The organism is Micromonospora sp. M61, assembly GCF_018070245.1.
In the GTDB taxonomy this organism is placed as follows: Bacteria; Actinomycetota; Actinomycetes; order Mycobacteriales; family Micromonosporaceae; genus Micromonospora; species Micromonospora zamorensis.
Genome location: NZ_JAGPYA010000005.1, coordinates 89,386 through 111,982 on the forward strand (window position 1 = coordinate 89,386; position 22,597 = coordinate 111,982).

The following is a 22,597-nucleotide window of genomic DNA, read 5'->3' on the forward strand; positions in this document are numbered from 1 at the left end:
AAGCCCCTAGTACGCGCCCTTGCGGGCGAGCACCACGCCGACGGTGCGCCACAGGATGCTGAGGTCGTACGCCAGCGACCAGTTGTCGACGTAGTAGAGGTCCAGTCGGACCGACTCGTCCCAGGACAGGTCGGAGCGGCCGGAGACCTGCCACAGCCCGGTCATGCCGGGGCGGACCAGCAGGCGGCGGCGCACGTCGCCCAGGAAGTCGCCGTCGTCGGCCGGCAGCGGGCGGGGCCCGACCAGCGACATCTCACCCCAGAGCACGTTGATCAGCTGCGGCAGCTCGTCCAGCGAGGTGGCCCGCAGGAAGCGACCCACCGGGAAGACCCGCGGGTCCTGCTTCATCTTGAACAGCATGCCGTCGGTCTCGTTGCGGTCGACAAGGCTGGCCAGCCGGTCCTCGGCGTCGACGTACATGGTCCGGAACTTCCACACCCGGAACGTGCGCCCCTCGTGCCCCACCCGGGGCTGGCGGAAGAAGACCGGACCCCGGTCGGAGATCGTGATCGCCACGGCGATGCCCGCGAAGAGCGGAATCAGCAGCAGCAGGCCGAGACCGGCGGCGACCCGGTCCATCAGGTTCTTGGCCAGCAGCGCCGGCCCGGAGAGGGTCGGTTCCTCGACGTGCAGCAGCGGCAGACCCTCGATCGGCCGGATGTGCACCCGGGGGCCGGCGATGTCGGTCAACTGCGGTGCGACCACCAGGTCGACCCCGGAGCCCTCCAACTGCCAGGCCAGCCGGCGCAGCTCGCCCGGCTCGGCGCTGGCCGACCCACAGACGGCGATCGTGTCGCCACCGACCTCCCGGACCAGGGCGAGAACGTCGCGACCGGCGTAGATCGGAACCGGGGTCGGCATGCCCCGGGCCGCCGCATAGCCGTCGGTGATGTGGATGGCGACGGGCACCAGCCCGGCGTTCGGGTTGCGGGTGACCGCCGCGTAGACCTCCAGGCACTCGGGCAGGGTGCCGACCAGCACCATCCGGTGCGCGGCCTGACCGGCCCGCCGCCGGATGTAGTGCAGCGCCCAGCGGGCCACGAACCGGCCCCAGAGGATCAGCAGCGTCGCACCGAGCAGCGCCGTGCCCACGGTGAACCGGGAGAGCTGGGTCACTGTGGAGAAGGCGAGGAACGAGACGCTCGCGGCGACCGTCACCGCCGCCCGGATCACCCGCTTGAACTCGTCCGGGCCCAACCCCAGGTAGCGCCGGTCGTACGCCCGGTTGCTCCAGAGGATGACCACCCAGCCGAGCGGAAGCAGCAGGTAGGAGATCGTGTGGAACCAGGTCGGGTCCTGCTTGGTGCCGGAGAATCCGGAGGCGGCCTGGTCGAAGAGCTGGATCGCGATCCAGCTGGCGAACGCTGCCGCGCCGAAGTCGAGCAGCAGCAGGATCGCGATGTAGGGGCGGTGCCAACGGGAGACACGACGTCGCGCCCTGGTCCACGCCGAGCGGGGGACGCCGTTGTGTGACGACGGCGTCGGCGGCTGGATCTCGAAGCTGTCGACGTGCCGCACGAGTTTGCTCCGGCCTTCGTTGGATACCGGGCGCTGGAGGCTTGCCGTCACCTCACCCATGTCCTCCCGCATGACACGGGCCGCTCACTCGCAGTGAGGGCCCGGGTCGCCCACCGTCCCAGTCTCCCACGCGGGCTCCGACCGGTCGCCGCCCCGAAGGAGATTGGCGACCGATGGTGCCGGCGGGATCTGGCCGGCTCCGCACCATTTCAGAAGCCGGGGACCGGGCCACTATACCGATGGATGCGCGCGTGGCCAGAATGGCGGACCGGAGCTTCCGCTCAGTAAGGGCGATTCCGCTCCGTAGTCGCCGAGTGGGGCTACTCACCGTACGAGACGAGACAACCGTCGGTCAGCGAGCGGCTTGCCGCCGGTCTGGCACGTCGCGCAGTACTGAAGGCTCGAATCGGCGAACGACACCTCACGCACGGTGTCCCCGCACACCGGGCAGGGCAGCCCGGTGCGGGCGTGCACCTTCAACCCGGACCGCTTCTCGCCCTTCAGCTCCGCCGCCCGCTGACCGAGGGACCGCTCGACCGCGTCACCGAGGACCTGCCGGGTGGCCGCGTGCAGGGTGGCGATCTGGTCGTCGGTGAGCCGGTTGGTGATCGCGAACGGGGACAGCTTCGCGGCGTGCAGGATCTCGTCGGAGTATGCGTTGCCCACCCCGGACAGCACCGACTGGTCGGTCAGCACCCCCTTGACCTGCCCCCGCCGGCTCCGCAGCCGCTCGGCGAAGGTGGGCAGGTCCGCGGAGAGCGCGTCCGGGCCCAACTTGGCCACCCCGGGCACCGTCGCCAGGTCGTTGACCAGGTACGCGGCCAGCTTCTTCTGGGTGCCGGCCTCGGTCAGGTCGAAGCCGGACCCGTCGTCGAGGCGTACGCGCACCGCGATCGGGCCCTTGCCGGGACGCAACGGGGTGGTGGACGGGAACGCCTCCCGATAGTGCAGCCAGCCAGCCCGTGCCAGGTGCACCACCAGGTGCAGGTCGCCCTCGAAGAGCACGTCGAGGAACTTGCCGTGCCGGCTGGCATCGACCACCGCTCGACCGGCAACCGCTGTCGGTGCCGGTTCGTACGTTTTCAGGGCGCTGATCGCGGCGATCTCCAGCCGGTCGACACGCCGCCCCACCGCGCGCTGTCGCAGGTAACCCGCGAGCGCCTCAACCTCCGGTAGCTCGGGCACGACACAACGGTAGCCTTCTTTCCGGTGAGCGTGCGGAATCAGCTCGCGAGTCCCTGTCGCGAGCGCGAGGCGTGAGCCTGCGAGCCCCGCAGACGTGATCTAGCGAGCCTTCGCGCAGGCGGGGGGCAGAAGCCGGCACGGCCGCGAACGAAAGGCAAGGCTCCGTGAAAATCGTGGTGGCGCACAACCGGTACCGGGAAGCACAGCCCTCCGGCGAGAACACGATCGTCGACTCGGAGATCGCTCAGCTGACCGCCGCCGGCGTCGAGGTGCTGCCGTTCATCCGCAGCTCCGACGAGATCCCGTCGATGTCGAAGGTGGCGAAGGCGCTGCTGCCGATCTCGCCGATCTGGGCGCCGCGCGCCCAGCACGACCTGAGCCGACTGCTCACCGAGCACCGACCGGACGTTCTGCACCTGCACAACCCGTACCCCCTGCTGTCGCCGTGGGTGGTGCGGACCGCGCACCGCCACGGCGTGCCGGTGGTGCAGACCGTGCACAACTACCGGCAGGTCTGCTCCTCGGGGATCTACTTCCGCGACGGCGTGATCTGCCAGGACTGCAAGGGCCGGGCGCTGGGTGTGCCGGCGATCAAGCACCGCTGCTACCGCGACTCGGCGGCCCAGAGCGCGTTGATGGCGACCACCCTTGCCGTGCACCGGGGCACCTGGCGCTCCGTCGACCGGTACGTCGCGCTCACCTCGGCGATCGCCGATCACCTCCGTGACTACGGCATACCGGACGAACGGATCGTGGTGAAGCCGAACTCGGTGCCCGACCCGGGCCGGCCGACGCCGCTCGGTGACGGGTTCCTCTACATGGCCCGGCTCTCCCCGGAGAAGGGCGTCGACCTGCTGCTGGACGCCTGGCGCCGGCACCCGGTGGGTGCGCTGGGCACGCTGCGCATAGCGGGCGACGGCGAGCTGCGCCCGCTCGTGGAGGCAGCCGCCGCCGAGCGGGCCGACGTCGTCTACCTCGGTCAACTCGACCGTGCCGGGGTGCGGGCCGCCGTCGAGGGGAGCGCGGTGGTGATCGCCGCCTCCATGTGGCACGACGTACTGCCGACCGTGATCATCGAGGCGTTGGCCAGCGGCCGGCCGGTGCTCGGCACGGCGTTGGGCGGCATCCCCTACCTGGTCGGAGCCGACGCCCCGCACGAGCCCGCCGGCACCGGCCCGGCGCAGGTCGCCTCCGCCGTCGCCGGCGGTGGTGGTGGGTCGCCGATGCCGGACGGGATCGGTCTGGGCGATGCCGGCTGGGTCGTCGCACCGGAGCCCGCCGCGCTCGCCGCCGCCCTGCCCATCGCCCGGGCCGGCGCCCCCGGGCTGGCGCTGACCGCCCGCGCTCGCTACGAGCGCACCTTCCACCCCGACGTGGTCACCAAGCAGCTCATCGACATCTACGCGGGCGTAGCCCGCAACCCCAACCACGTCTGAACCGCCGCACCTGACGCGTCCGCACCTGACGCTTCCGCACGATCTTGGGACTGCGCCGGGTCGCACCGCGCCGCGCCGCACCGTAGAACCGGGCGGGCGGATCTGCCGGCAAGATCCGCGCAACATCAGGGATGTTGGGGTCTCACGCGAGCCCGAGGCAGCAACTTCGGGGAAGTTGGGTGGATCTTGCGGGCGTGCGGCGTGCGGCGTGCGGCCTGCGGCGTGCGGCGTGCGGCCTGCGGCGTGCGGCCTGCGGCGTGCGGCGTGCGGGCGTTCGGCGTGAGGGCGTGCGGGCGTTCGGCGTGAGGGCGAGCGGGCCAAGGGCGCGAGCGGCGCGCCTGTGCGGGCGAGCGGCGCGGGTGGCGCGTGCGGACGCGTTCTGGGCGGTGGCGGTCAGCGCAGGGAGGCGCGGGCGGAGAAGGCGATGCTGGCGAGCAGGAAGCCGCCGTTGACGATGGTGAACGCGACCATCACCCAGAGGACCAGCGCGGGCGCCACGGCCAGCACCAGGGCGGCCACGAAGATCACCGCGCCGTAGTCGCGGATCAGCTTCACCACGCGGACCGGCAGCGAGGTCGAGGTGACCATGCTGGCGGCGTTCGGGCCGGCCTGCATCACCGAGGTGACCAGGTTGACCATCCAGGTGCCCGCGAAGGTCGCCACCAGCCAGGTCGGGGTGGAGGGTTCCTGCGCCACGGCGGTCGCGGCGAGCGCGGCCACCAGGGCGATCTGCGCGGCCACGTCGCAGAGGATGTCGATCCGGGCGCCGGCCGCGCTGCCCTGGCCGGTCACCCGGGCCAGCTGCCCGTCGGCGCAGTCCAGGGAGTACGCCACCTGCCAGCCGATCAGGGCGAGCAGGCCGACCGCCCAGGCCGGCACGTCGCCGTCGGCGACCGGGCCGGCGAGCGCCACGACGGTGACCGAGGTGGCCAGCCCGAGCACCAGGTTGCTGATGGTCAGCGCGGTGGGGCGCAACCCGAGCCGCTGGGCGACCAACGCGAAGACGGCCCCCAGCCACTGGCTGATCGACTCGCTGAACAGGCCGCCGCCCCGGTTCACCCGGTGGAAGTCGGCGACGGTGGGACGGGGGTCAGCCAAGCTGGTCGCGGATTGCACCGGCGTAGTCTGCCAGCCGCTCCCGCGTCTCGGTAGGCGACAGCGCCAGGTGCTCCAGGATGGTGTAGCGGTCCGGCCGGGTACGCGGCGCGAACTGCACCGCCTCGACGAACTGGTCGTCGGTGAGCGCCACCTCGGCGGGGAGCCGGGGCAGACCGTGTCGGGCGAGGCAGGCCGACATCTCCCCGAACCGGCGCAGGTCCCCGCGCAGCCAGGTGCAGAACAGCGCGCCCAGCCCGGCCAGCTCGCCGTGTGAGGCGGTGCCGGGGAAGAGTGAGTCGACCGCGTGCATGATCTCGTGGCAGCCGCCGCTGCACGGACGGCTGGTGCCGTCGACAGCCATCGCCAGGCCGCTGGAGATCAACGCCTCGGCGAGGACGATCACGAAGGCGTCGTCGCTCATGTCGCCCGGATGGTTGAGCACCGCCTCGGCGCCCGCTCGGGAGAGCGAGGCGGCCAGCCCGTCGACCGGTTCACCGCGTACCTGCCGGGACAGCTCCCAGTCGGCCAGCGCGCTGATGTTGCTGATCACGTCGCCGATGCCGGCCCGGTTGTGCCGGTCCGGGCCGCTCTCCACGAAGTCCAGGTCGACGATCACCCCGATCGGGATGTGGACGCCGTAGGAGCCCTTGATCCCGTCGGTGATCAGGCTGGCCACCGGGGAGGCGATCCCGTCGTTGGCGAGGCTGGTCGCCACCGACACCATCGGGAGGCCCCGACGGGTCGCCGCGTACTTGGCCACGTCGATGGTCTTGCCGCCGCCGATGCCGACGACCGCGTCGTACGACCGGGCGCGGAGTTTGCCGCCCAGGTCGTCGGCGGCGTCCAGCGTCCCGCCGGAGACGGTGAAGACGTCCGCGGAGCGCAGCGACGGTCGGATCAGCTCCGCGATCTGGGCGCCCTGACCGGGGCCGACCACCACCGCGACGTCACCCCCGGAGGAGATTCGCCCGTCGGCCAGGATCGCGCCCAGGTCGGCGACCGCCCCGCGTCGCACGTCGATGTGCAGCGGGGTGAGGATGCTCCGAGCTAGTAGCGGCACGCGATCTCCCGCGCGCGGGCCAGGTCGGCGTGGTTGTCGACCTCGACCCAGGGGACGTCACCGATCGGCGCCGCCCGCACCTCCCCGCCCCGGTCGGAGAACTCCTGGTAGCCGTCCTCGTAGTAGAGGTTCGGGTCCCGTCGCCAGGTCGCCTCCAGCGCGTCGGCGAGGGCGTCGGCGACCTGCGGCTCGATGAGCGTGGCGCCGATGTACTCCCCGTACGCCTCGCCCGGGTCCATGATCTTGGTGATCCGGGTGAGCTGACCGGCGGCGTCGAAGGTGGTCTTCATCTCCTCCTCGGCCAGCGGCTTGAGGGTGTCCACTGCGAGCAGGATGCCCGGGCCACGCTCGGCGAGCAGGGTCTTCTCCACGCTCACCGGGTGCACGGTGTCCCCGTTGACCAGCAGCACCCCGCGCGCGAAGTATTCCCGGGCCAGCCAGAGCGAGTAGGCGTTGTTCCACTCCTCGGCCTTGTCGTTGTGCACCAGGGTGATCGTCACCCCGTACCGCTTCTCCAGGTCGGCCTGCCGCTCACGGACCGCGTCCGCCGCGTAGCCGACCACGATCACGACGTCGGTGAGCCCGACCTCGGCGAGGTTGCCCAGCGCGATGTCCAGGATCGTGGTCTCGCCGTCCACCGGCACCAACGCCTTGGGCAGGGTGTCGGTGTACGGGCGCAGCCGGCGTCCCGCTCCGGCCGCGAGCACCATTCCGATCATCGCGACATCCTCCCTCGTCCTGCTCCCCGTCATCGCTGGAGGATAGCGCCGCTTGGTCGGGCCGCTGTGGTCAACCGGGTCAGCCGGGTCAGCCGGGCAACGCCGCCAGGTCGGCGAGCATCGTCAGTCGCTCCTCCGCGCCGAGAGCGGCGTACGGGCCGGCCGCCCGTCGGTCGGTCTCCAGCTCGATGGCGGTCCGCTCGGGGCCGGCCGGCAGGGCGGCGACGCTCGATGCGGTGTGCCCGGCGGCTTCCCAGGCTGCGGCGTGCGCGTCGGCCCGGTGGTATCGCAACGTGCCGAGCCGGTTGAGCAGCAGCACGCCCGACGGGATGCCGTCCGGCTCGTGCGGGGGTGCCATCGCAGCGAAGGCGGAGCCGCCGCGGTCACCGGCCTCGTCGGCCAGCACCAGGGCGTACGACAGCAGCCGGCCGAGGGCTGCCACCAGCCGTGACACCCGTTCGCCGTGCCCGGCCCACAGTTCCTCGGTGACCTCGGCGTGCACCTGGTACAGCTCGGTGAGGAAGGCCGCCCCCCGTTCGGTGGCGGAGAGTGTGCCGTCCGGGCCGCGGTGGAGCATCCCGTACGCCACCTGCTTGTCCACCGTCCGCCGGCAGACGACCGGGTCCTGGTAACGGGTGATGGCCGCGAAGCCGGGCCCGTCGACAGTGCCACCGGGTGCCGCGAGTCGGGTGCGCAGGTCGACCAGGAAGCCGGTCGCCGCCACTCCTCCGTACCGCTGGGACAGAACGGCTCCGCCACCGTCGCGGCCGGCCAGCATGCCGGCGCGGAAGGCCCGGTCCACGGCCGGGGCGAGCAGCCCGGCGAACCGGTGCGGCGCCAGCTCGACGGTGTTCACAGACCGATCGACCGCAGGACGGCGAAGCCCTCTTCCGCGATCCGCCGGATCAGCCCGTCGTTGACGTGGCGGTGCTCGTCCAGCACTGTCACCTCGTCCTCGGCCAGCCAGCGGTATTCGGTGTGCTTGCCGGCCTCCAGCCTCGGGCGGTCGAGGTCGCCGTCGACGCGGACCAGGAAGTCGTACTCGATGCGGGCCAGGCCGTCGTCGCCGACGTAGTGGTACTCGCCCACCTGGCCGAGGACGTGCGAGAGGACCCAGCCGGTCTCCTCGGTGATCTCCCGGCGCAGCGCCTCGTCGATGTCCTCGCCGGGGTCCAGGTGGCCGCCGACGATGTCCCAGCAGTTGGGGAAGAGGCGCCGTTGGGGTGAGCGGCGCTGAAAGAAGATGCGGCCGTCGTGGTCGACGATCAGCGCGCCGGCGCAGCGCAGGGGCTCGGTGGACACCGCTCGACAGTAGCGAGCGTCCGCTGTTGCCCCGAGGCTCGGTCTTGTCCCGGAAACATCCACGGACGACCATGTCGGTACCGGATGCCACCGTCCCAAGGGAGTGATGTGTGATGCAGGTACGGGATGCGATGTCCAGCCAGGTCCTCGTCGTCGGTCCGGAGCACACGCTCCGCCAGGCGGCCCGGATGATGTCGGCCCGCGGTGTCGGGTCGGCGGTCGTGATCGATCCGGACTCCGAGGGCGTCGGGATCATGACCGAACGCGACGTGTTGAAGGCAATTGGCGCAGGCCTGGACTGTGACGTGGAACGCACCGGTGCCCACCTGACCTGGGACGTGGTCTACGCGGGGCCGGAGTGGACGGTGGCCGAGGCCGCCGCGGCGATGGCCCGGGGCGGGTTCCGGCACCTGGTGGTACTGGACGGTCGGGAGGTGGCCGGGGTGATCTCCGTGCGGGACATCATGCGGGTGTGGGCGGAGGATCAGGCCGCCGTCTCCACGACCTGACCCGGCCGGGGCCGGAATCTCGGCCCGCGCAGGTGTGCGTGCCCGGATAGACGGGTAGGGATTCCTCGCGGGCGCGGAGATGCCGTGGCCCGCGGGGGAGGTCCCGATGCGCGACGCGGAGCGGCTGGTCGAGCAGCAGTACGCCATGCTCCTGCGTCGGGACGTGGCCCGTCTACCGGATCTCTACGCCCCGGAGGCGTTCTACTCCATGCCGGGCGTGACGGTCCGGCCCATCGAGCTGCCCGCACTCCTGCGCACCTGGACGGGTGCCTTCCCGGACCTGCGGGTCGACCCGCTGGGCACGGTTCGCACCGGCGGTGGCGCCGCCGTCGAGCTGCGTCTGACCGGCACCCACACCGGCACGCTGCATTCGCCGTACGGCACCGTCGCTCCCACCGGCCGGCTGGTGAGCTGGGAGGTGGCCGACGTGGTCCGAGCCCGCAAGGGTCGGATCACCGCTTGGCGCTCCTACTTCGACTGGAGCCAGCTCCTCGACGCGCTCGGCGTGCAGTTGGAGGGACTTTCCCGGGCGGCGCACCACGACGCGCTCGCCCTTCCGGTCTGATCTGTCGCCGACCGGTGGAGTCGGGTCACCCGTCCCGGTGGCTCAGGATGCGGACATCGCCGTGCCGTCCGCGCGTCCCCCATCGCCGCCCGTACGCTCAACATCCATGACCGCCGAGCAGTTGATCTCCTTTGCCCGTGGGGCTCCCTCGCTGGACATCGTCGATGTCGAGGGGCTCAAGGCCGCCGCCGTCCGCGCCTTCGACGCCGACCCTGCGGGGGTCACGGCGTACGGCACCTCCGTCGGCTACCTTCCGCTGCGAAAGTGGATCGCCGAGAAGCACGGGGTGGAAGCCAACCAGGTGCTGGTCACCAACGGGTCGCTTCAGGCCGACGCGTTCCTCTTCGACCACCTGGTCCGCCCGGGCGACGCGGTGGTGGTGGAACGCCCGACGTACGACCGGACGCTGCTCAACCTCCAGCGGATGGGCAGCGAGCTGCACGGCATCTCGGTCCAGCCGGACGGCCTGGACACTGCCGAGCTGCGCAAGCTGCTGGAGTCGGGGATCCGACCCCGGCTCGCGCACGTGATCCCGAACTACCAGAACCCGGCCGGCATGACGCTCTCGGAGGGGAAGCGTCGGGAGTTGCTCGACCTGGCCGCCGAGTACGAGTTCACGATCTTCGAGGACGACCCGTACGCGGACATCCGCTTCCGTGGCGAGGCGCTGCCGTCGATGCTCTCGCTGGACACCCGCAACGTGGTGGTGCACGCGTCGAGCTTCACCAAGACGGTCTGCCCGGGTGTCCGGGTCGGTTATCTGATCGGCCCGGCGGACCTGATCGCCGACATCGCCAAGAACGCGACCAGCCTCTACATCTCGCCCGGCATGATGTCGCAGGCGATCGTGCACCAGTTCTGCGTCTCCGGTGACATCGACCGCTCGATCGAGACGGTCCGCGCGGCGCTGGGTGAGCGGGCCCAGGTGCTCGCCGAGTCGTTGCGCCGGCACCTGCCGCAGGCGCGCTTCGTGGAGCCCGACGGCGGCTACTTCCTCTGGGTGGAGTTCCCGGAGGACGTACTGGTCGACCGGCTCGCTCCGGCTGCCGCCGAGCGTGGGGTCGCCGTGGTCAAGGGCAGTGACTTCGTGCTGGACGGTGGGCAGCACGCCCTCCGGTTGGCCTTCTCGGCGGTGACCGCCGACCGGATCGACGAGGGTGTCCGTCGCCTCGCGGAGGCCGTCGAGGCCGTCCGCGCCTGAGCCAGCTGTCGGGTTCCTGACAGAACGACGATGCTGGCCGTCCCGGGACTCCCGTCCGGGGCGGCCGGCGGCCCACAATGCTGCGAGCGTCGTCCGTGATGTAGCGGAGATCACCGCCCGGCCTCCGGGCCGGCCCCCCATCTCGGACGATGCGGCAGCACAACCTCCCGCCCCCACCGGTGTCGGGTGGGCCGTGTCGTCCCCGCACACCCCCCGATGCGGCCCGGCCCACCCGGCACCACCCCCACGCGACCGCCGTCACACATGTCCTCGACGACAGTCGGCGTAGCCTGCAAGCCGCAGCCGAGCGTGGGAGGTGACGCGATGACGGATCGCACAGAGCGGGACCGGACGGCGTCGTCCACCCCCGGTCGGGTGTTGCGACCTCGGGCCTGGCCCTCCCCGGTCCGGGCGATGACCCGGATCCTCAACGCCGACGGCTCGCCGCCCGTGCCGACCCCGACCGGCACCGACCGCAGCTCGGTGGTCGACTGCGCGTTGTACGTCGACGGCAAGCGGCAACCCGGCGAGTGGACGTACGCGGACGCCCTGGCGGCGGCCCGCCGCGAGGAGCACGGCTTCGTCTGGCTCGGTCTGCACCAACCGGAGCTGGCCGAGATGACCGCCATCGCGGAGACCTACGGTCTGCACGAACTCGCCGTCGAGGACGCCGTCAAGGCGGAGCAGCGCCCCAAGCTGGAGCGGTTCGGCGATGTCGTCTTCCTGGTGCTGCGTACCGCGAGGTACTGCGAGCACGCCGAGCTGACCGAGAACTCCGAGGTCGTGGAGACCGGGCAGGTGATGCTCTTCATCGGCCCGAACTTCGTGATCAGCGTCCGGCACGGGGACGCCTGCCGGCTCGCCCCGATCCGCGCTGACCTGGAGACCAAGGAGGATCTGCTGCTCCAGGGCCCGTGGGCGGTGGCGTACGGGGTGACCGACCGGGTGGTCGACCTCTACCTGGAGGTGGCCGACCAACTGGAGGACGACCTGGACATGCTGGAGGCCGAGGTCTTCGACCGCCACAGCCATGGGCGGATCCAGCGGATCTATCAGATGAAGCGGGAGCTGGTGGAGTTCAAGCGGGCGGTGGTGCCGTTGCAGCGGCCGCTGATGACGCTGACCTCCCAGGTCAACCGGGACGTGCCCAAGGAGATCCGCCGCTACTTCCGGGATGTGCAGGACCACCTGAGCCGCACCGTGGAGCAGGTCAACTCCTACGACGACCTGCTGAACTCGATCCTCCAGGCGCGGCTCGCCCAGGTCACCGTCGACCAGAACAACGACATGCGCAAGATCGCCGCCTGGGCCGGTATCGCCGCGGTGTGGACCGCCATCGCCGGTATCTACGGGATGAACTTCGACAACATGCCCGAGCTGAAGATGACGTACGGCTACCCGGTGGTCCTGGCCATCATGCTCGGCATCTCGCTGGCCCTCTACCGCTGGTTCCGCCGCAACGGCTGGCTCTGACCGCCGGGGGCGGAAGCACCCGCTCTGCCACCTGACCGCCGCTGACGCGGAGCGCACGCCGAGCGCTGGCACGCGACAGCGCCGGCGAGCGGGGGTGACCCCGCTGCGCCGGCGCTCGATGCGTTGTCGCTGGGTCAGCGACGGCCGTTGGTGCGGGCCGTGTCCTTGCCCAGTGCCTTGGTGAGGTCGTCGGTCGGCCGGCCGGAGACGTCCGTGGCACCCTCGGCGACCGAGGGGACCTTGTCGGTCGGCCGGACGCTGGTCTGCTTGGCCGTGCCGGTGGTGCTGGCGCTGCTGCCGCCGGCCACCGCCGAGCTGCCGGCACCCGTCATCCCCGCCGCACCCGTCATCCCCGCCGTACCGGTCATGGCGGACCCGCCGGTCATCGCGGACCCGTCGCTCCCCTTGGTGGCGGACGGCGTGCGCACCTCGATCGAGTCGACCTCGTCGCGCATCGGCTCCAGGGTGCGGGTCGGGTCGTACTCGGCCCACTCCTGCTGCTCGCGGCGACGGCGCATGGCCACCGCGCCGGCCACGCCGGCGACGACGCCCGCTGCCAACAGGCCGGTCATCATCGAGCCGCGACGACGCGGCTGCTTCTTCTTACCGGTGATCCGCATGGTCTTCGACTTGGCCTTCCTGGTCAGCGGCCCTGCCTGCGCGGCGCCGTCACGGGCCGCCGCGGCCAGCGGTGCCAGCGTGGTGAGTGTCTCCCCCCAGCCGGTCGACGCGCGGTCGCGCACCTTCGCCGCGGTCGGCGCCACGTAGCCCCGGGCCACCTGGACCCGCGGACCGACGGTTGCGCCAGCGCCCTTGGCTGCGTGGTTGGCTGCCTGCATCAGGTGGCTGATGCTCTGGTTCAGCTCGGCCTTGGCCAGCTGCCCCTGGGACTTACGCCGCCCGAATCCAAACACGGTCCTACCTCCTGGGAGTTGTTCCTTCGTCATCCTCCACCTTCGGATGCCTCCGCGATGCCAGATCGGGCACATGGGAGGATCCGCATGGAACTGACCAACAAGTGAGGAGTACCCGTGGCCGAGGCTGTCTACGCCACCCTGCACACCAACGCTGGCCCGATCCGGCTGGAGCTCTTCCCGAACCACGCGCCGAAGACGGTCCGCAACTTCATCGACCTGGCTGAGGGCAACCGGGAGTACACCGACCCGCGCACCGGTCAGCCGGGCAGTGGGCCGTACTACGACGGCACCATCTCGCACCGCGTGATCAGCGGATTCATGGTCCAGATGGGCGACCCGACCGGCACCGGCCGGGGCGGACCGGGCTACAAGTTCGCGGACGAGTTCCACCCGGAGCTGCGCTTCGACCGGCCGTACCTGCTGGCGATGGCGAACGCCGGACCGGGCACCAACGGTTCGCAGTTCTTCATCACCGTGTCGCCGACGCCGCACCTCAACAACCGGCACACCATCTTCGGGCAGGTCGCCGACGAGCAGTCGGTGAAGGTCGTCGACTCGATCGCCAGCACCCCGACCGGCCCGAGCGACCGTCCGCTCCAGGACGTCGTCATCGAGCGGGTCGAGATCGAGCGGTCTGCTTCCTGACCAACGGGCGAGGTACCTTTGCTCGCATGATTGAGCGCTCCGGAGCACCGCACCGGCCTGCGCCGGTGGTTCGCGCGGCGGTGGACGGAGGGTCGGCCCGGTGAGCGAGTCTCCGCCGACCACCCCGGTCTGCTACCGGCACCCCGGCCGGGAGACCTATGTCCGGTGCAGCCGCTGCGACCGGCCGATCTGTCCGGACTGCATGCGCGATGCGTCGGTCGGGCACCAGTGCCCGGAGTGCGTCAACGAGGGTCGTCGCAGTGTCCGGCCGGCGCGTACCGCCTTCGGTGGTGGTACGGCCGGCCGGCACGGCTATGTCACGAAGACCCTGATCGCGGTGAACGCGCTGCTCCTGCTGCTCTCCATCGCCTCGGCTCGGGGTGGGGACGCGGCGATGGGGGGCTCCGGTTTCGGCGGCCTCATGGGTGGCAGCACGCCGCTGACCGAGTGGGGTGCGGTGCTCGGCCGGGCATACCTGTCCGACTACACGCTCGGTGGGATCGCCGAGGGCCAGTGGTACAGGCTGGTCACCGCGATGTTCCTGCACTACGGCGTGCTGCACCTGCTGCTCAACATGTGGGCGTTGTGGGTGCTCGGTCGGTCGCTGGAGGCCAACCTCGGGCGGGTCCGTTTCGCCGCGCTCTACCTGATCGCCGGTCTGGGCGGCAACGTGGCCGCCTACCTGTTCAGCAGCCCGCGGGCCGCCACCGTCGGGGCGTCGACAGCCGTGTTCGGTCTCTTCGCCGCACTGATCATCATTGAACGCAAGCTGGGTCGGGACATCTCCCGGATCATCCCGATCCTGGTGATCAACCTGGTGTTCACGCTGGCGGTGCCGGGCATCTCGATCCCCGGGCACCTCGGTGGGCTGGTCGTCGGCGCGCTGATGGCGTTGGTGCTCGCGTACGCGCCTCGTGGCCGGCGAACGTTGGTGCAGGTCGCCGGAGCGGCGATCATCCTGGTGGTCCTGCTCGCGCTCGTGCTCTTCCGGACCGCCCAACTGCTCGGCTGACAGCTCAGGGGTTCGGGCGGGCGGCACGCAGTGCGGTGGCGACCTCTTCCGGGGTGGCTCCCAGGTCGTAGCGGCCGAAGAGGTGCAGCGAGTTGCCCGCGTCGATCTCCAGGGTCTCGCTGGTCAGCCCCAACCGTGGCCGACGGTCGACGGTGATCGCCTCGACCGTCGACCAGGGCAGCAGCCGCCGGCCCGCGAACCCGTGGATGACGGTGAGCCCCGCCGGGTCCACCGCCAACCGGACCGGCACGACCAGGTCGCGTACCGCCCAGACGGCCACCGTGACCGCGGCCAGGACGGCCACCACCAGGCGGACCGGGTCGCCGTCGGCGAAGAGCAGCCCGAGGGCGACGAGCAGGACGGCGCCGGCCAGCTTCGCCGCTGGCAGACTCGACGGCACTCGCCACTGCCGGGCCCCGGTGATCTCATCCACCCGCCCAGCATGCCAGCGGCCGTCGGATTCCGGCATCTCGTGTTGGTGGGGCCGGACGGTCGGTCCTGGGACGACGTAGGATCGGGACAGCCCAAGTTACCGGGGAGTAAACATGAGTGACGCGGTCATCGTCGGCGCGGTACGTACCCCGGTCGGGCGGCGCAAGGGCAGCCTCGCCGGCGTCCACCCGGTCGATCTCTCGGCGCACGTGCTGCGCGCCCTCGCCGAGCGCACCGGGCTCGACCCGGCGCAGGTCGACGACGTCTTCTGGGGCTGCGTGTCCCAGGTCGGCGAGCAGTCGTGGAACATCGCCCGCAACGGCGTGCTCGCCGCCGGCTGGCCCGAGACGGTCCCCGGCACGACGCTGGACCGGCAGTGCGGCTCCAGCCAGCAGGCACTGCACTTCGCCGCCGCGACGGTGCTCTCCGGCCAGGCTGACCTGGTGGTCGCCGGCGGGGTGGAGTCGATGACCCGGGTGCCGATGGGCTCCAGTGTGGCCGGCGGTATGCCGTTCAGCGACCAGCTCCGGGACCGTTACCGGGGTGTCGAGGGCTTCGCCGACGACGCGCCACTGCCGTTCAACCAGGGCGTCGGTGCCGAGCTGATCGCCCGGCGGTGGCGCCTCTCGCGCACCCAGCTCGACGAGTTCGCGCTGGCCAGCCACGAGAAGGCAGCCGCCGCACAGGACGCTGGCGCGTTCGACCCGGAGCTCACGCCGGTGCCACTCGGCGATGGTGGCAAGTTCGCCGCCGACGAGGGCATCCGCCGGGACACGACCCTGGCCAAGCTCGGCGAGCTGGCCACGCCGTTCCGTGCCGACGGCGTGGTGACCGCCGGGTCCGCGTCCCAGATCTCCGACGGCGCCGCGGCCCTCGCGGTGACGACCTCCGAGTGGGCCAGCCGGCACGGCCTTCGGCCGCTTGCCCGGATCCACACCGCCGTGGTCGCCGCCGACGACCCGGTCACCATGCTCACCGCCCCCATCCCGGCCACCGCGAAGGCGCTGCGCCGCGCGGGGCTGGGCATCGAGGAGATCGGTGTGTACGAGGTGAACGAGGCGTTCGCCCCGGTGCCACTGGCCTGGCTGGCCGAGACCGAGGCGGACCCGGAGCGGCTCAACCCGCGTGGTGGGGCGATCGCACTCGGTCACCCGCTCGGCGGCTCCGGTGCCCGGATCATGACCACGATGCTCCAGCACATGCGGGACAACGGGATCCGCTACGGCCTGCAGACCATGTGCGAGGGCGGCGGAATGGCCAACGCCACCATCGTCGAGCTGGTCTGACACCGCTGGGGAAAACGCCTCGCCCCGGCCCGGGAGGGCCGCCTAAGGTGCCCAGCGTGACGACGATCGCCGGTGAGCGTGCCCCCGACTGGTCCAGTGAGCAGTGGCAGGTGCGGGCCCGGTCCTGGGTCGACACGAGGTTGAGCCAGGCCGGCCGGCGGGTGACGGGTCTGGTGGAGCCTCGGGTGCGCCCGTGGTCCCTGGTCTGGCGGGTGCCCACCGACGACGGCCCGGTCTGGTTCAAGGCCAACAACCCCGGCACCGTGCACGAGGCCGCCCTGATCGCGACGCTCGCCGAGCTGACACCGGAACGGGTGCTGACACCGATCGCGGTGGACCCGGAGCAGGGCTGGTCGCTGCTGCCCGACGGCGGCGAGTCGTTGCGCGACGTGCTGGCGCGCGACCCCGATCTGGCGCACTGGGAGCGGGCACTACCCGGGTACGCGGCGCTCCAACTGACCACCGCGCCGCGCGCCGACGAACTGGTCGCACTGGGTGTGCCGGACCACCGCCCCGAGGTGTTGGCCGGGCTCCTCGCCGAGCTGCTCGACGATCGCGGGTCGCTGCTGATCGGTGCCGAGGGCGGGCTCAGTCCCGACCTGCATGAGCGGCTGCGGGCGGAGCTGCCGTCGTACGCCGAGCGGTGCCGCCGGCTCGCCGACATCGGCATCCCGGCCACCGTGCAGCACGACGACCTGCACGACGGCAACGTCTTCGCGGGCCCGGACGGCTACCGCTACTTCGACTGGGGCGACGCCTCCGTGGCGCACCCGTTCGGCACGCTGCTGGTGACTTTGCGGTCCATCCGGCACGCGAAGAAGCTGGCGGCCGACGACACGGGGTTGGCGCGGCTGCGCGACGCCTACCTGGAGGCGTGGACCGACCGGTACGACCGCCGAACCCTTGTCGAGGCCGCCGACCTTGCGATCGGCCTGGGGCCGGTGAGCCGGTCGCTGTCCTGGCGGCGAGCCCTGGACATCGTCGACGAGTCCCGTGCCGAGTACGCCGACGCGGTCCCCGGTTGGCTGGAGGAGCTGTTCGCCGCAAGCCCTCTTCAACCGGACTCCTGACCACGATCCGTCCAAGTCGGAAGTCGGACAGGCAGTGCGACCTGCGGCGTGGAACTTCCAAAAAACCCGCGTGACCCACGTCACCCCGCCGAAGACGTCGTTGGGCAGGTCATGGACGTCTTCTCCCGAACGTTCCTTCCGGCCGCCGCCGAGGCTGGCCTGGCCGTGCAGACCGTGAGCCGGCACATGCCGGTCTTCCGGCGCTGCGTCGGCTCCGGTGACGCCACCATCCTGGTCACCCGTTGCAGCCGCCCCGACCGCCCGGTCACCGGCGACTATCTGCTGCTGCTCACCCACCGTCGACTGGTGGTCACCCAGCAGACCCGACTACTGCACCGTCTGCGCCTGCATCTCAACACCGAGTTGCGCGAGCTGAGCAACGTCACCTGGAGCCCGGACCCGCGACTCCAGTCGGTCGAGATGGCGGCCACCGCGATCGACGGGATCCGCGAGCGGTTCCTGATCCGCACCAGTCACCCGAAGCAGGTCTGGCAGCTCGACGCGTTGCTCAACCATGCCTTTCGGACCCGCCTGCGGGTGCCCCGTGAGCGCATCCTCGCCACCATCGGTGACGCGCCGGCCGCCGCGCGGCCCAACGCGTTCCGCCCCGCCGTGGTGAGCTGACGCCCGACCGGGCTTTGCGTCGCCTTTACCTGACTCGAACACGCACCGATCGCGCCGGGTCCACCGGGTCGGCAATCATGGGCCGGTGACCGTCGAACCGCCGCACCGCGGGCTCGTCCTCGTGGTCGAGGACGAGCCGGCCATCGCCGACCTGGTCCGGCTCTATCTCACCCGGGACGGCTTCGGCGTCCACCTGGAACGCGACGGCGCGGCTGGCCTGAGCGCCGCCCGCCGGATCCGCCCGGTGGCCTGCGTCCTGGACATCGCCCTGCCGGGCCTGCCCGGCACCGAGATCTGCCGCCAGCTGCGCGAGGCCGGCGACTGGACCCCGGTCATCTTCCTCACCGCCCGCGACGACGAGGTCGATCGGATCGTCGGCCTGGAGTTGGGCGCCGACGACTACGTGACCAAGCCGTTCAGCCCCCGGGAGCTGGTCGCCCGGGTGCGCGCGGTGCTGCGTCGCTCCGCCGGCGGCCCGGAGGGCGCGGACCGGCAGCGCGTCGTCGGCCCGGTGACGCTCGACCCGGCCCGCCGAACGGTCACCGCCGCTGGCGCACCGGTGCAGCTCACCTCCACCGAGTTCGACCTGCTGGCCCATCTGATGGCCCGGCCCGGTCGGGTCTTCACCCGGGAGGAGCTGCTGGCCGGGGTCTGGGGGTACGCGGCGCACGCCGGCACCCGCACGGTCGACGTGCACGTCGCCCAGGTGCGGGCGAAGCTCGGCCCGGCCAGCGTGATCCGGACCCACCGTGGCGTCGGGTACGCGGTCGATGCCTGACCAATCCGGGCGCGCCGGGTCGCCGACCATGTCGCTGCCGGTGGTTGGCACCTCCCCACCCGCCGCACCTCGACGTGGCGGCCTCGGCCGTACGCTCACCGCCCGTGCGGTGCTGGTCACCTGCGCGGTGGCGCTGGTGTCGGTGCTGGTCACCGCGATCGTGGCGGTGCCGTTGGCGATCCGTGGCGCAGAGCGGCGCGACCAGGAGGCGCTCGCCGCGCAGGCCCGGCTCGCGGCCGAGGTGCTGCGCACCCGTCTGGACCGGGGTCGCAGCGCCGACGAGGAGCGGCTCATCCAGCAACTGCGCAACCAGGGCATCGACGCGTACCTGATCCGGCGCGGAGCGGTCGACCGGCCGGGTCTGCCACCTCGGGTGGTGCAGCGGATCGGGCAGGGGCGCAACGTGTCGGTCCGGCGCGTCGTCAACGGCGAACGTGCCCTGGTCGAGGGCCGGGCGCTCGCCAACGGCAACGGCGTGGTGCTCTCCCGCCCCTCGGCGAACGGGTTGTGGGCCCGGGTGCTGCTGAGCCTCTGGTTACCGCTGCTGGCCGGGTTGGCCGCCGGCGTGGTGGCCGGGTTGCTGCTGGCCCGCCGGTTGGCCCGGCCGATCCGCGTCGCGGCCACCGCCGCCGCCCGGCTACGCGCCGGCGACCGCGCCGTCCGGGTGCCGGTCGAGTCACCGGACGAGGTCGCCGACCTGGCCGAGGCGTTGAACGGTCTGGCCGGTGCGCTGGCCACCAGTGAGGGGCGGCAGCGGGAGTTCCTGCTGTCCGTCTCGCACGAGCTGCGCACCCCGCTGACCGCGATCCGGGGGTACGCCGAGGCACTCGCCGACGGGGTGCTCGGCCCGGACGACACCGTCGACACCGGTCGGACGATGCTGGCTGAGGCCCAACACCTGGACCGGCTGATCGGGGACCTGCTGGCGCTGGCCCGGCTGGAGGCCGCCGACTTCCCGCTCGAACCGGTGCCGGTGGACCTCACCCAGTTGGCCGTTCACGCGGAGCCGACCTGGTCCGGCCGGTGCGCGGCGGTGGGCGTGCCGTTCCGGTTGGAGACGCCAGGTCAGCCGGTGCCCGCGTACACCGATCCGGGGCGAATCAGGCAGGTGCTGGACGGGTTACTGGAGAACGCGCTGCGGGTCGTACCCCCGGGTTCGCCGGTGGTGCTCGCGGTCCGGGCGGCGGGTGCGGACCCGGCCTCCGGCGGTGAGCTGGAGGTCCGGGACGGCGGGCCCGGCTTCACCGACGACGACCTGGCGGTGGCGTTCGAACGCGGGGCACTGCACCAGCGTTACCGGGGTGTGCGCAAGGTGGGCAGCGGGCTGGGGTTGGCGCTGGCCGCCGGCCTGGTCCGCCGGCTGGGCGGAGAGATCGCCGCCGGGCACGCGCCGGAGGGCGGTGCCGCCTTCACGGTCCGACTGCCCGGCGATCCTTACCTGGCTCGAACATCGGCCTGACGCTCCGCTCGTCCTCGACGGAGATGCTGAGGGCTCCACGGACGAGAGGGAACGTCATGCCACGTTGGGGATTCGCCACCGGCACCACGGCACTGCTCGCGGCGGTCACGCTGGGCGTCAGCGGCTGCGGTGCGGCCGAGGTGGCCAGCCAGCCTGCCCGGGAGGCCGCCGTCGAGGTTGCCGCCGCGATGGGCGTGGAGGGTCAGGCGCTGACCGCGATGGGCTTCGACGCCGACGACCTGGACGTGCAGACCGTCGCCGCGCCGGCCACCCCGACGCCGGGTGCATCCCCCACCGCCAGGGACAAGGCCCGGGAGAAGCGCGGCGAGGAGTGGCGCAAGCGCCGGCAGGCCCGGGTGCTGCTGCGGAAGAACACCCTGCACGGTGAGGCGGTCGTGAAGACGAAGGACGGCGGTACGCAGACCGTCGCCGTGCAGCGCGGCGAGGTGACCGCGATCGACGGCGACTCGATGACCGTCAGGTCGACCGACGGCTTCACCATGACCTGGACCTTCGGCGAGGACCTGCGGGTCGTCGAGCGGCGCGCCACAGTGCAGCCGAGCGAGGTGAAGGTCGGCGCGACGCTCGGCGTCGCCGGCGCGAAGGACGGCGACAAGGGCGTGGCGCGACTCGTCCTCATCCCCCGCACGAAGTGAGCGAGGGGCCCCTGAGTCGACCAGGGGCCCCTCCTTCCGTCAGTAGACGCGGGAGCCGATGAAGTCGTCGTGACCGTAGCCGACCGGGTTGGCGGCGGTACGGGCCTCGAACGACCACTGCTGCCGGGTGCTGGTGGAGCAGGTGGCCAACCGCAGCCGGGGAGCGCCCGACGACGGGCTGTCGAACGCCACGCAGAGGTTGCTGGCGGCGGTCGGCTTGATCTGGTTGCCGACGAAGGCGAACTGCTGGGCGGCAGTGCCGTTGCAGTCGTAGATGTTGACCGCCGTGCCGGCCGTCATCGATGCGCCGGCGACATCGAGGCAACGGTCGTGGGACAGCTCCGAGTGCAGTGACCGCTTGGCCGCGTCGTACCAGAAGCCCTGGTTGCGCCCGCCGTGGCAGCCGTACGACTGCTGGGCGGTGCCGTTGCGGGAGTCGTAACCCTTACCGTCGACGCAGGTGTTGGTGGCAGGGTTGCGCAACTGCTTGAACTGCATCAGGCCCGGGTAGAGCACGCCAGCGCCGGTGCTGGCCGGGTCGACGCAGGTGGCCTGGTTCTGTCCGGAGTTCCAGAACTGGGTGATGCACTGGGCGAACATGCCGTGCCCGCGGGCGTTGGGGTGGAACGACTGCCGGGCGGCGTTCTCGTTCCAGATCCCGATCTCGATGTTGAGGCCGCGGACCGAGGTGTTGTCGGTGCACACCTCGTGGCCGTGGAAGAGCCGGCTGGCGTCCAGGTAGCGGGTGCCGGTCTGGGTGGCCGCCGCGCGCAGCGCCGACTCGAACAGCGGCACCGCCTTGTTGCGGGCGAACGCGGCGTCGGCCAGGTAGAGCAGGCAGCCGCCGGAGTACCAGCCGGGGAAGTTCGGGTTGTCCTCAACGTCCGGGCTGGCCGGGCTCGGGTACGACATGAGCACCAGCTCGTAGTCCGTGCGCAGGTAGCCGGCCCTGGTCATGGTCTGTCGGATGTCGGTGAGGGCGTCCGCAACCGCCCGGCGGCTGCCGTCGGTGCGGATCGTCCACTGGTCGGTGTAGTCGGGGTAGCAGTTGCCCTGGAGGAAGACCCGGCTGACCGCGCAGTCGGTGGCGACGGGGCCGAACTGGATGGTGCCGTCTCCGTTCGCGCCGACCACCACCCAGATCAGTTTCACGTGCGTGTTGCGCGCCTTGATGCCCAGGTAGTCGCCCTGGTTCAGCTCGTTGTGCTGGGTCGGGCCGCCGGCGATGAGGTTCCACGGGGTGGCGCCGGAGCAGGCGATGTTGTATCTCGCGTCGGACGGGATGCCGGTGCGGAACACCGCCTGGTCGTACGAGCGGTCGCACCAGTTGCCGTCCTGGTGGGTGCCGGGCACGTAGTTGCCGACTCCCTCGCCGGAGATCTGGCTGTCGCCCATGGTGATCAGCGCGGTGCGGCGTTGCTCGATCGGGCGGATCGCGGGGGTGCCGTAGAGGGCGGTGGCCTCGGCGGCCCGGATGGCCTCGAGGTTGGCGGGGAGTGGTTGGACGGTTGGACGGTCGGCGGCGGTGGCGGGGGTGGCCGGTCCGGCGAGCATCGGTAGGACGAGGGCGGCGACGGCCACGGCGACGGTGATGGCCCGTCGTCGGGTCGCGCGTTCGGGCCTGGCGGGGATTGCAGGCATCGACGCACTCC

General features: G+C 71.6%; 23 protein-coding genes. 13 read left to right on the top strand and 10 right to left on the bottom strand.

Annotation, left to right across the window (positions count from 1 at the left end):
* Window positions 1–6 precede the first annotated feature (6 nt).
* Together KBX34_RS04635 and KBX34_RS04640 are read right to left on the bottom strand one after the other, a co-directional pair.
* The gene (locus tag KBX34_RS04635) at window positions 7–1,578 is read right to left on the bottom strand and encodes a sugar transferase (protein ID WP_210923534.1); all 1,572 of its coding nucleotides are present in this window, start codon (window positions 1,576–1,578) and stop codon (window positions 7–9) included.
* Window positions 1,579–1,842: 264 nt separating this feature from the next.
* Window positions 1,843–2,703 carry an Fpg/Nei family DNA glycosylase gene (locus KBX34_RS04640; RefSeq protein ID WP_088950708.1) on the bottom strand — a complete coding sequence of 287 codons (861 nt, stop codon included), beginning with the start codon at window positions 2,701–2,703 and terminating at the stop codon, window positions 1,843–1,845.
* Window positions 2,704–2,867: 164 nt separating this feature from the next.
* On the opposite strand from KBX34_RS04640, the gene KBX34_RS04645 reads away from it, so the two are divergent.
* Entirely contained in the window at window positions 2,868–4,139 is a 1,272-nt protein-coding gene (locus KBX34_RS04645; protein ID WP_210923467.1) for a glycosyltransferase, read from the top strand.
* 393 nt (window positions 4,140–4,532) lie between these two features.
* On the opposite strand, the gene KBX34_RS04650 is transcribed toward KBX34_RS04645, so the two are convergent.
* The 5 genes from KBX34_RS04650 to KBX34_RS04670 all read right to left on the bottom strand — a co-directional run bounded on the left by KBX34_RS04650 (window position 4,533) and on the right by KBX34_RS04670 (window position 8,318).
* On the bottom strand, window positions 4,533–5,255 hold the full coding sequence (locus KBX34_RS04650; protein ID WP_088950706.1) for a CDP-alcohol phosphatidyltransferase family protein: 723 nt from the start codon (window positions 5,253–5,255) through the stop codon (window positions 4,533–4,535).
* Complete coding sequence (locus KBX34_RS04655) at window positions 5,230–6,297, bottom strand: iron-containing alcohol dehydrogenase family protein (RefSeq protein WP_141911830.1); 1,068 nt, start codon at window positions 6,295–6,297, stop codon at window positions 5,230–5,232. Before KBX34_RS04655 ends, KBX34_RS04650 begins: the two co-directional genes overlap by 26 nt.
* Entirely contained in the window at window positions 6,285–7,016 is a 732-nt protein-coding gene (locus KBX34_RS04660) for a sugar phosphate nucleotidyltransferase (protein ID WP_088950704.1), read from the bottom strand. Before KBX34_RS04660 ends, KBX34_RS04655 begins: the two co-directional genes overlap by 13 nt.
* 88 nt (window positions 7,017–7,104) lie before the next feature.
* The gene (locus KBX34_RS04665) at window positions 7,105–7,872 is read right to left on the bottom strand and encodes a hypothetical protein (RefSeq protein WP_088950703.1); all 768 of its coding nucleotides are present in this window, start codon (window positions 7,870–7,872) and stop codon (window positions 7,105–7,107) included.
* Window positions 7,869–8,318 carry an NUDIX hydrolase gene (locus tag KBX34_RS04670; protein WP_210791631.1) on the bottom strand — a complete coding sequence of 150 codons (450 nt, stop codon included), beginning with the start codon at window positions 8,316–8,318 and terminating at the stop codon, window positions 7,869–7,871. The genes KBX34_RS04665 and KBX34_RS04670 overlap by 4 nt, the downstream gene beginning before the upstream one ends.
* Before the next feature lie 113 nt (window positions 8,319–8,431).
* Here KBX34_RS04670 and KBX34_RS04675 point away from each other — a divergent pair, with 113 nt between their 5' ends.
* The 4 genes from KBX34_RS04675 (at window position 8,432) to corA (ending at window position 12,066) form a co-directional block, all read left to right on the top strand.
* A complete protein-coding gene (locus KBX34_RS04675; RefSeq protein WP_088950701.1) occupies window positions 8,432–8,827 on the top strand; it encodes a cyclic nucleotide-binding/CBS domain-containing protein in 396 nt (131 codons plus the stop codon).
* A gap of 106 nt (window positions 8,828–8,933) precedes the next feature.
* Entirely contained in the window at window positions 8,934–9,392 is a 459-nt protein-coding gene (locus KBX34_RS04680; protein WP_210791629.1) for an ester cyclase, read from the top strand.
* 106 nt (window positions 9,393–9,498) lie between these two features.
* A complete protein-coding gene (locus KBX34_RS04685) occupies window positions 9,499–10,593 on the top strand; it encodes a PLP-dependent aminotransferase family protein (protein WP_210923468.1) in 1,095 nt (364 codons plus the stop codon).
* A 324-nt stretch (window positions 10,594–10,917) separates the two neighbouring features.
* On the top strand, window positions 10,918–12,066 hold the full coding sequence (corA, locus tag KBX34_RS04690; protein ID WP_210791627.1) for a magnesium/cobalt transporter CorA: 1,149 nt from the start codon (window positions 10,918–10,920) through the stop codon (window positions 12,064–12,066).
* 134 nt (window positions 12,067–12,200) lie between these two features.
* Here the strand turns inward: corA and KBX34_RS04695 are convergent, their stop codons facing one another.
* A complete protein-coding gene (locus tag KBX34_RS04695) occupies window positions 12,201–13,013 on the bottom strand; it encodes a hypothetical protein (RefSeq protein WP_210791619.1) in 813 nt (270 codons plus the stop codon).
* 84 nt (window positions 13,014–13,097) lie between these two features.
* On the opposite strand from KBX34_RS04695, the gene KBX34_RS04700 reads away from it, so the two are divergent.
* The gene (locus KBX34_RS04700) at window positions 13,098–13,628 is read left to right on the top strand and encodes a peptidylprolyl isomerase (protein ID WP_088950697.1); all 531 of its coding nucleotides are present in this window, start codon (window positions 13,098–13,100) and stop codon (window positions 13,626–13,628) included.
* A gap of 100 nt (window positions 13,629–13,728) precedes the next feature.
* The gene (locus KBX34_RS04705; protein WP_141911823.1) at window positions 13,729–14,640 is read left to right on the top strand and encodes a rhomboid family intramembrane serine protease; all 912 of its coding nucleotides are present in this window, start codon (window positions 13,729–13,731) and stop codon (window positions 14,638–14,640) included.
* Between the two features lie 4 nt (window positions 14,641–14,644).
* On the opposite strand, the gene KBX34_RS04710 is transcribed toward KBX34_RS04705, so the two are convergent.
* Entirely contained in the window at window positions 14,645–15,073 is a 429-nt protein-coding gene (locus tag KBX34_RS04710; protein ID WP_374223653.1) for a PH domain-containing protein, read from the bottom strand.
* Between the two features lie 112 nt (window positions 15,074–15,185).
* On the opposite strand from KBX34_RS04710, the gene KBX34_RS04715 reads away from it, so the two are divergent.
* The 6 genes from KBX34_RS04715 (at window position 15,186) to KBX34_RS04740 (ending at window position 20,945) form a co-directional block, all read left to right on the top strand.
* Entirely contained in the window at window positions 15,186–16,358 is a 1,173-nt protein-coding gene (locus KBX34_RS04715) for an acetyl-CoA C-acyltransferase (RefSeq protein WP_088950694.1), read from the top strand.
* A 56-nt stretch (window positions 16,359–16,414) separates the two neighbouring features.
* Window positions 16,415–17,428, top strand: coding sequence for a phosphotransferase (locus KBX34_RS04720; protein WP_210923471.1), 1,014 nt, complete (start codon window positions 16,415–16,417; stop codon window positions 17,426–17,428).
* A gap of 111 nt (window positions 17,429–17,539) precedes the next feature.
* On the top strand, window positions 17,540–18,052 hold the full coding sequence (locus KBX34_RS04725) for a hypothetical protein (RefSeq protein WP_088950692.1): 513 nt from the start codon (window positions 17,540–17,542) through the stop codon (window positions 18,050–18,052).
* Between the two features lie 85 nt (window positions 18,053–18,137).
* On the top strand, window positions 18,138–18,830 hold the full coding sequence (locus KBX34_RS04730) for a response regulator transcription factor (protein WP_088950691.1): 693 nt from the start codon (window positions 18,138–18,140) through the stop codon (window positions 18,828–18,830).
* Window positions 18,823–20,289: a histidine kinase dimerization/phospho-acceptor domain-containing protein gene (locus KBX34_RS04735; RefSeq protein ID WP_374223654.1), complete on the top strand. Its 1,467-nt coding sequence runs from the start codon at window positions 18,823–18,825 to the stop codon at window positions 20,287–20,289. Before KBX34_RS04730 ends, KBX34_RS04735 begins: the two co-directional genes overlap by 8 nt.
* Window positions 20,290–20,345: 56 nt before the next feature.
* Window positions 20,346–20,945, top strand: a complete 600-nt coding sequence (locus tag KBX34_RS04740; RefSeq protein WP_210791613.1) for a hypothetical protein — start codon at window positions 20,346–20,348, stop codon at window positions 20,943–20,945.
* A gap of 39 nt (window positions 20,946–20,984) precedes the next feature.
* Here KBX34_RS04740 and KBX34_RS04745 read toward each other — a convergent pair whose 3' ends face one another.
* Window positions 20,985–22,586: a ricin-type beta-trefoil lectin domain protein gene (locus KBX34_RS04745; RefSeq protein WP_210923473.1), complete on the bottom strand. Its 1,602-nt coding sequence runs from the start codon at window positions 22,584–22,586 to the stop codon at window positions 20,985–20,987.
* Window positions 22,587–22,597 lie beyond the last annotated feature (11 nt).

Bases quoted from the DNA above. Each gene is read 5' to 3' on its own strand.
- KBX34_RS04635 (WP_210923534.1), bottom strand. From the start codon at position 1,578: ATGGGTGAGGTGACGGCAAGCCTCCAGCGCCCGGTATCCAACGAAGGC.
- KBX34_RS04660 (WP_088950704.1), bottom strand. From the start codon at position 7,016: ATGATCGGAATGGTGCTCGCGGCCGGAGCGGGACGCCGGCTGCGCCCG.
- KBX34_RS04675 (WP_088950701.1), top strand. From the start codon at position 8,432: ATGCAGGTACGGGATGCGATGTCCAGCCAGGTCCTCGTCGTCGGTCCG.
- KBX34_RS04680 (WP_210791629.1), top strand. From the start codon at position 8,934: ATGCGCGACGCGGAGCGGCTGGTCGAGCAGCAGTACGCCATGCTCCTG.
- KBX34_RS04685 (WP_210923468.1), top strand. From the start codon at position 9,499: ATGACCGCCGAGCAGTTGATCTCCTTTGCCCGTGGGGCTCCCTCGCTG.
- corA (WP_210791627.1), top strand. From the start codon at position 10,918: ATGACGGATCGCACAGAGCGGGACCGGACGGCGTCGTCCACCCCCGGT.
- KBX34_RS04695 (WP_210791619.1), bottom strand. From the start codon at position 13,013: ATGACGAAGGAACAACTCCCAGGAGGTAGGACCGTGTTTGGATTCGGG.
- KBX34_RS04715 (WP_088950694.1), top strand. From the start codon at position 15,186: ATGAGTGACGCGGTCATCGTCGGCGCGGTACGTACCCCGGTCGGGCGG.
- KBX34_RS04725 (WP_088950692.1), top strand. From the start codon at position 17,540: ATGGACGTCTTCTCCCGAACGTTCCTTCCGGCCGCCGCCGAGGCTGGC.
- KBX34_RS04735 (WP_374223654.1), top strand. From the start codon at position 18,823: ATGCCTGACCAATCCGGGCGCGCCGGGTCGCCGACCATGTCGCTGCCG.
- KBX34_RS04740 (WP_210791613.1), top strand. From the start codon at position 20,346: ATGCCACGTTGGGGATTCGCCACCGGCACCACGGCACTGCTCGCGGCG.
- KBX34_RS04745 (WP_210923473.1), bottom strand. From the start codon at position 22,586: ATGCCTGCAATCCCCGCCAGGCCCGAACGCGCGACCCGACGACGGGCC.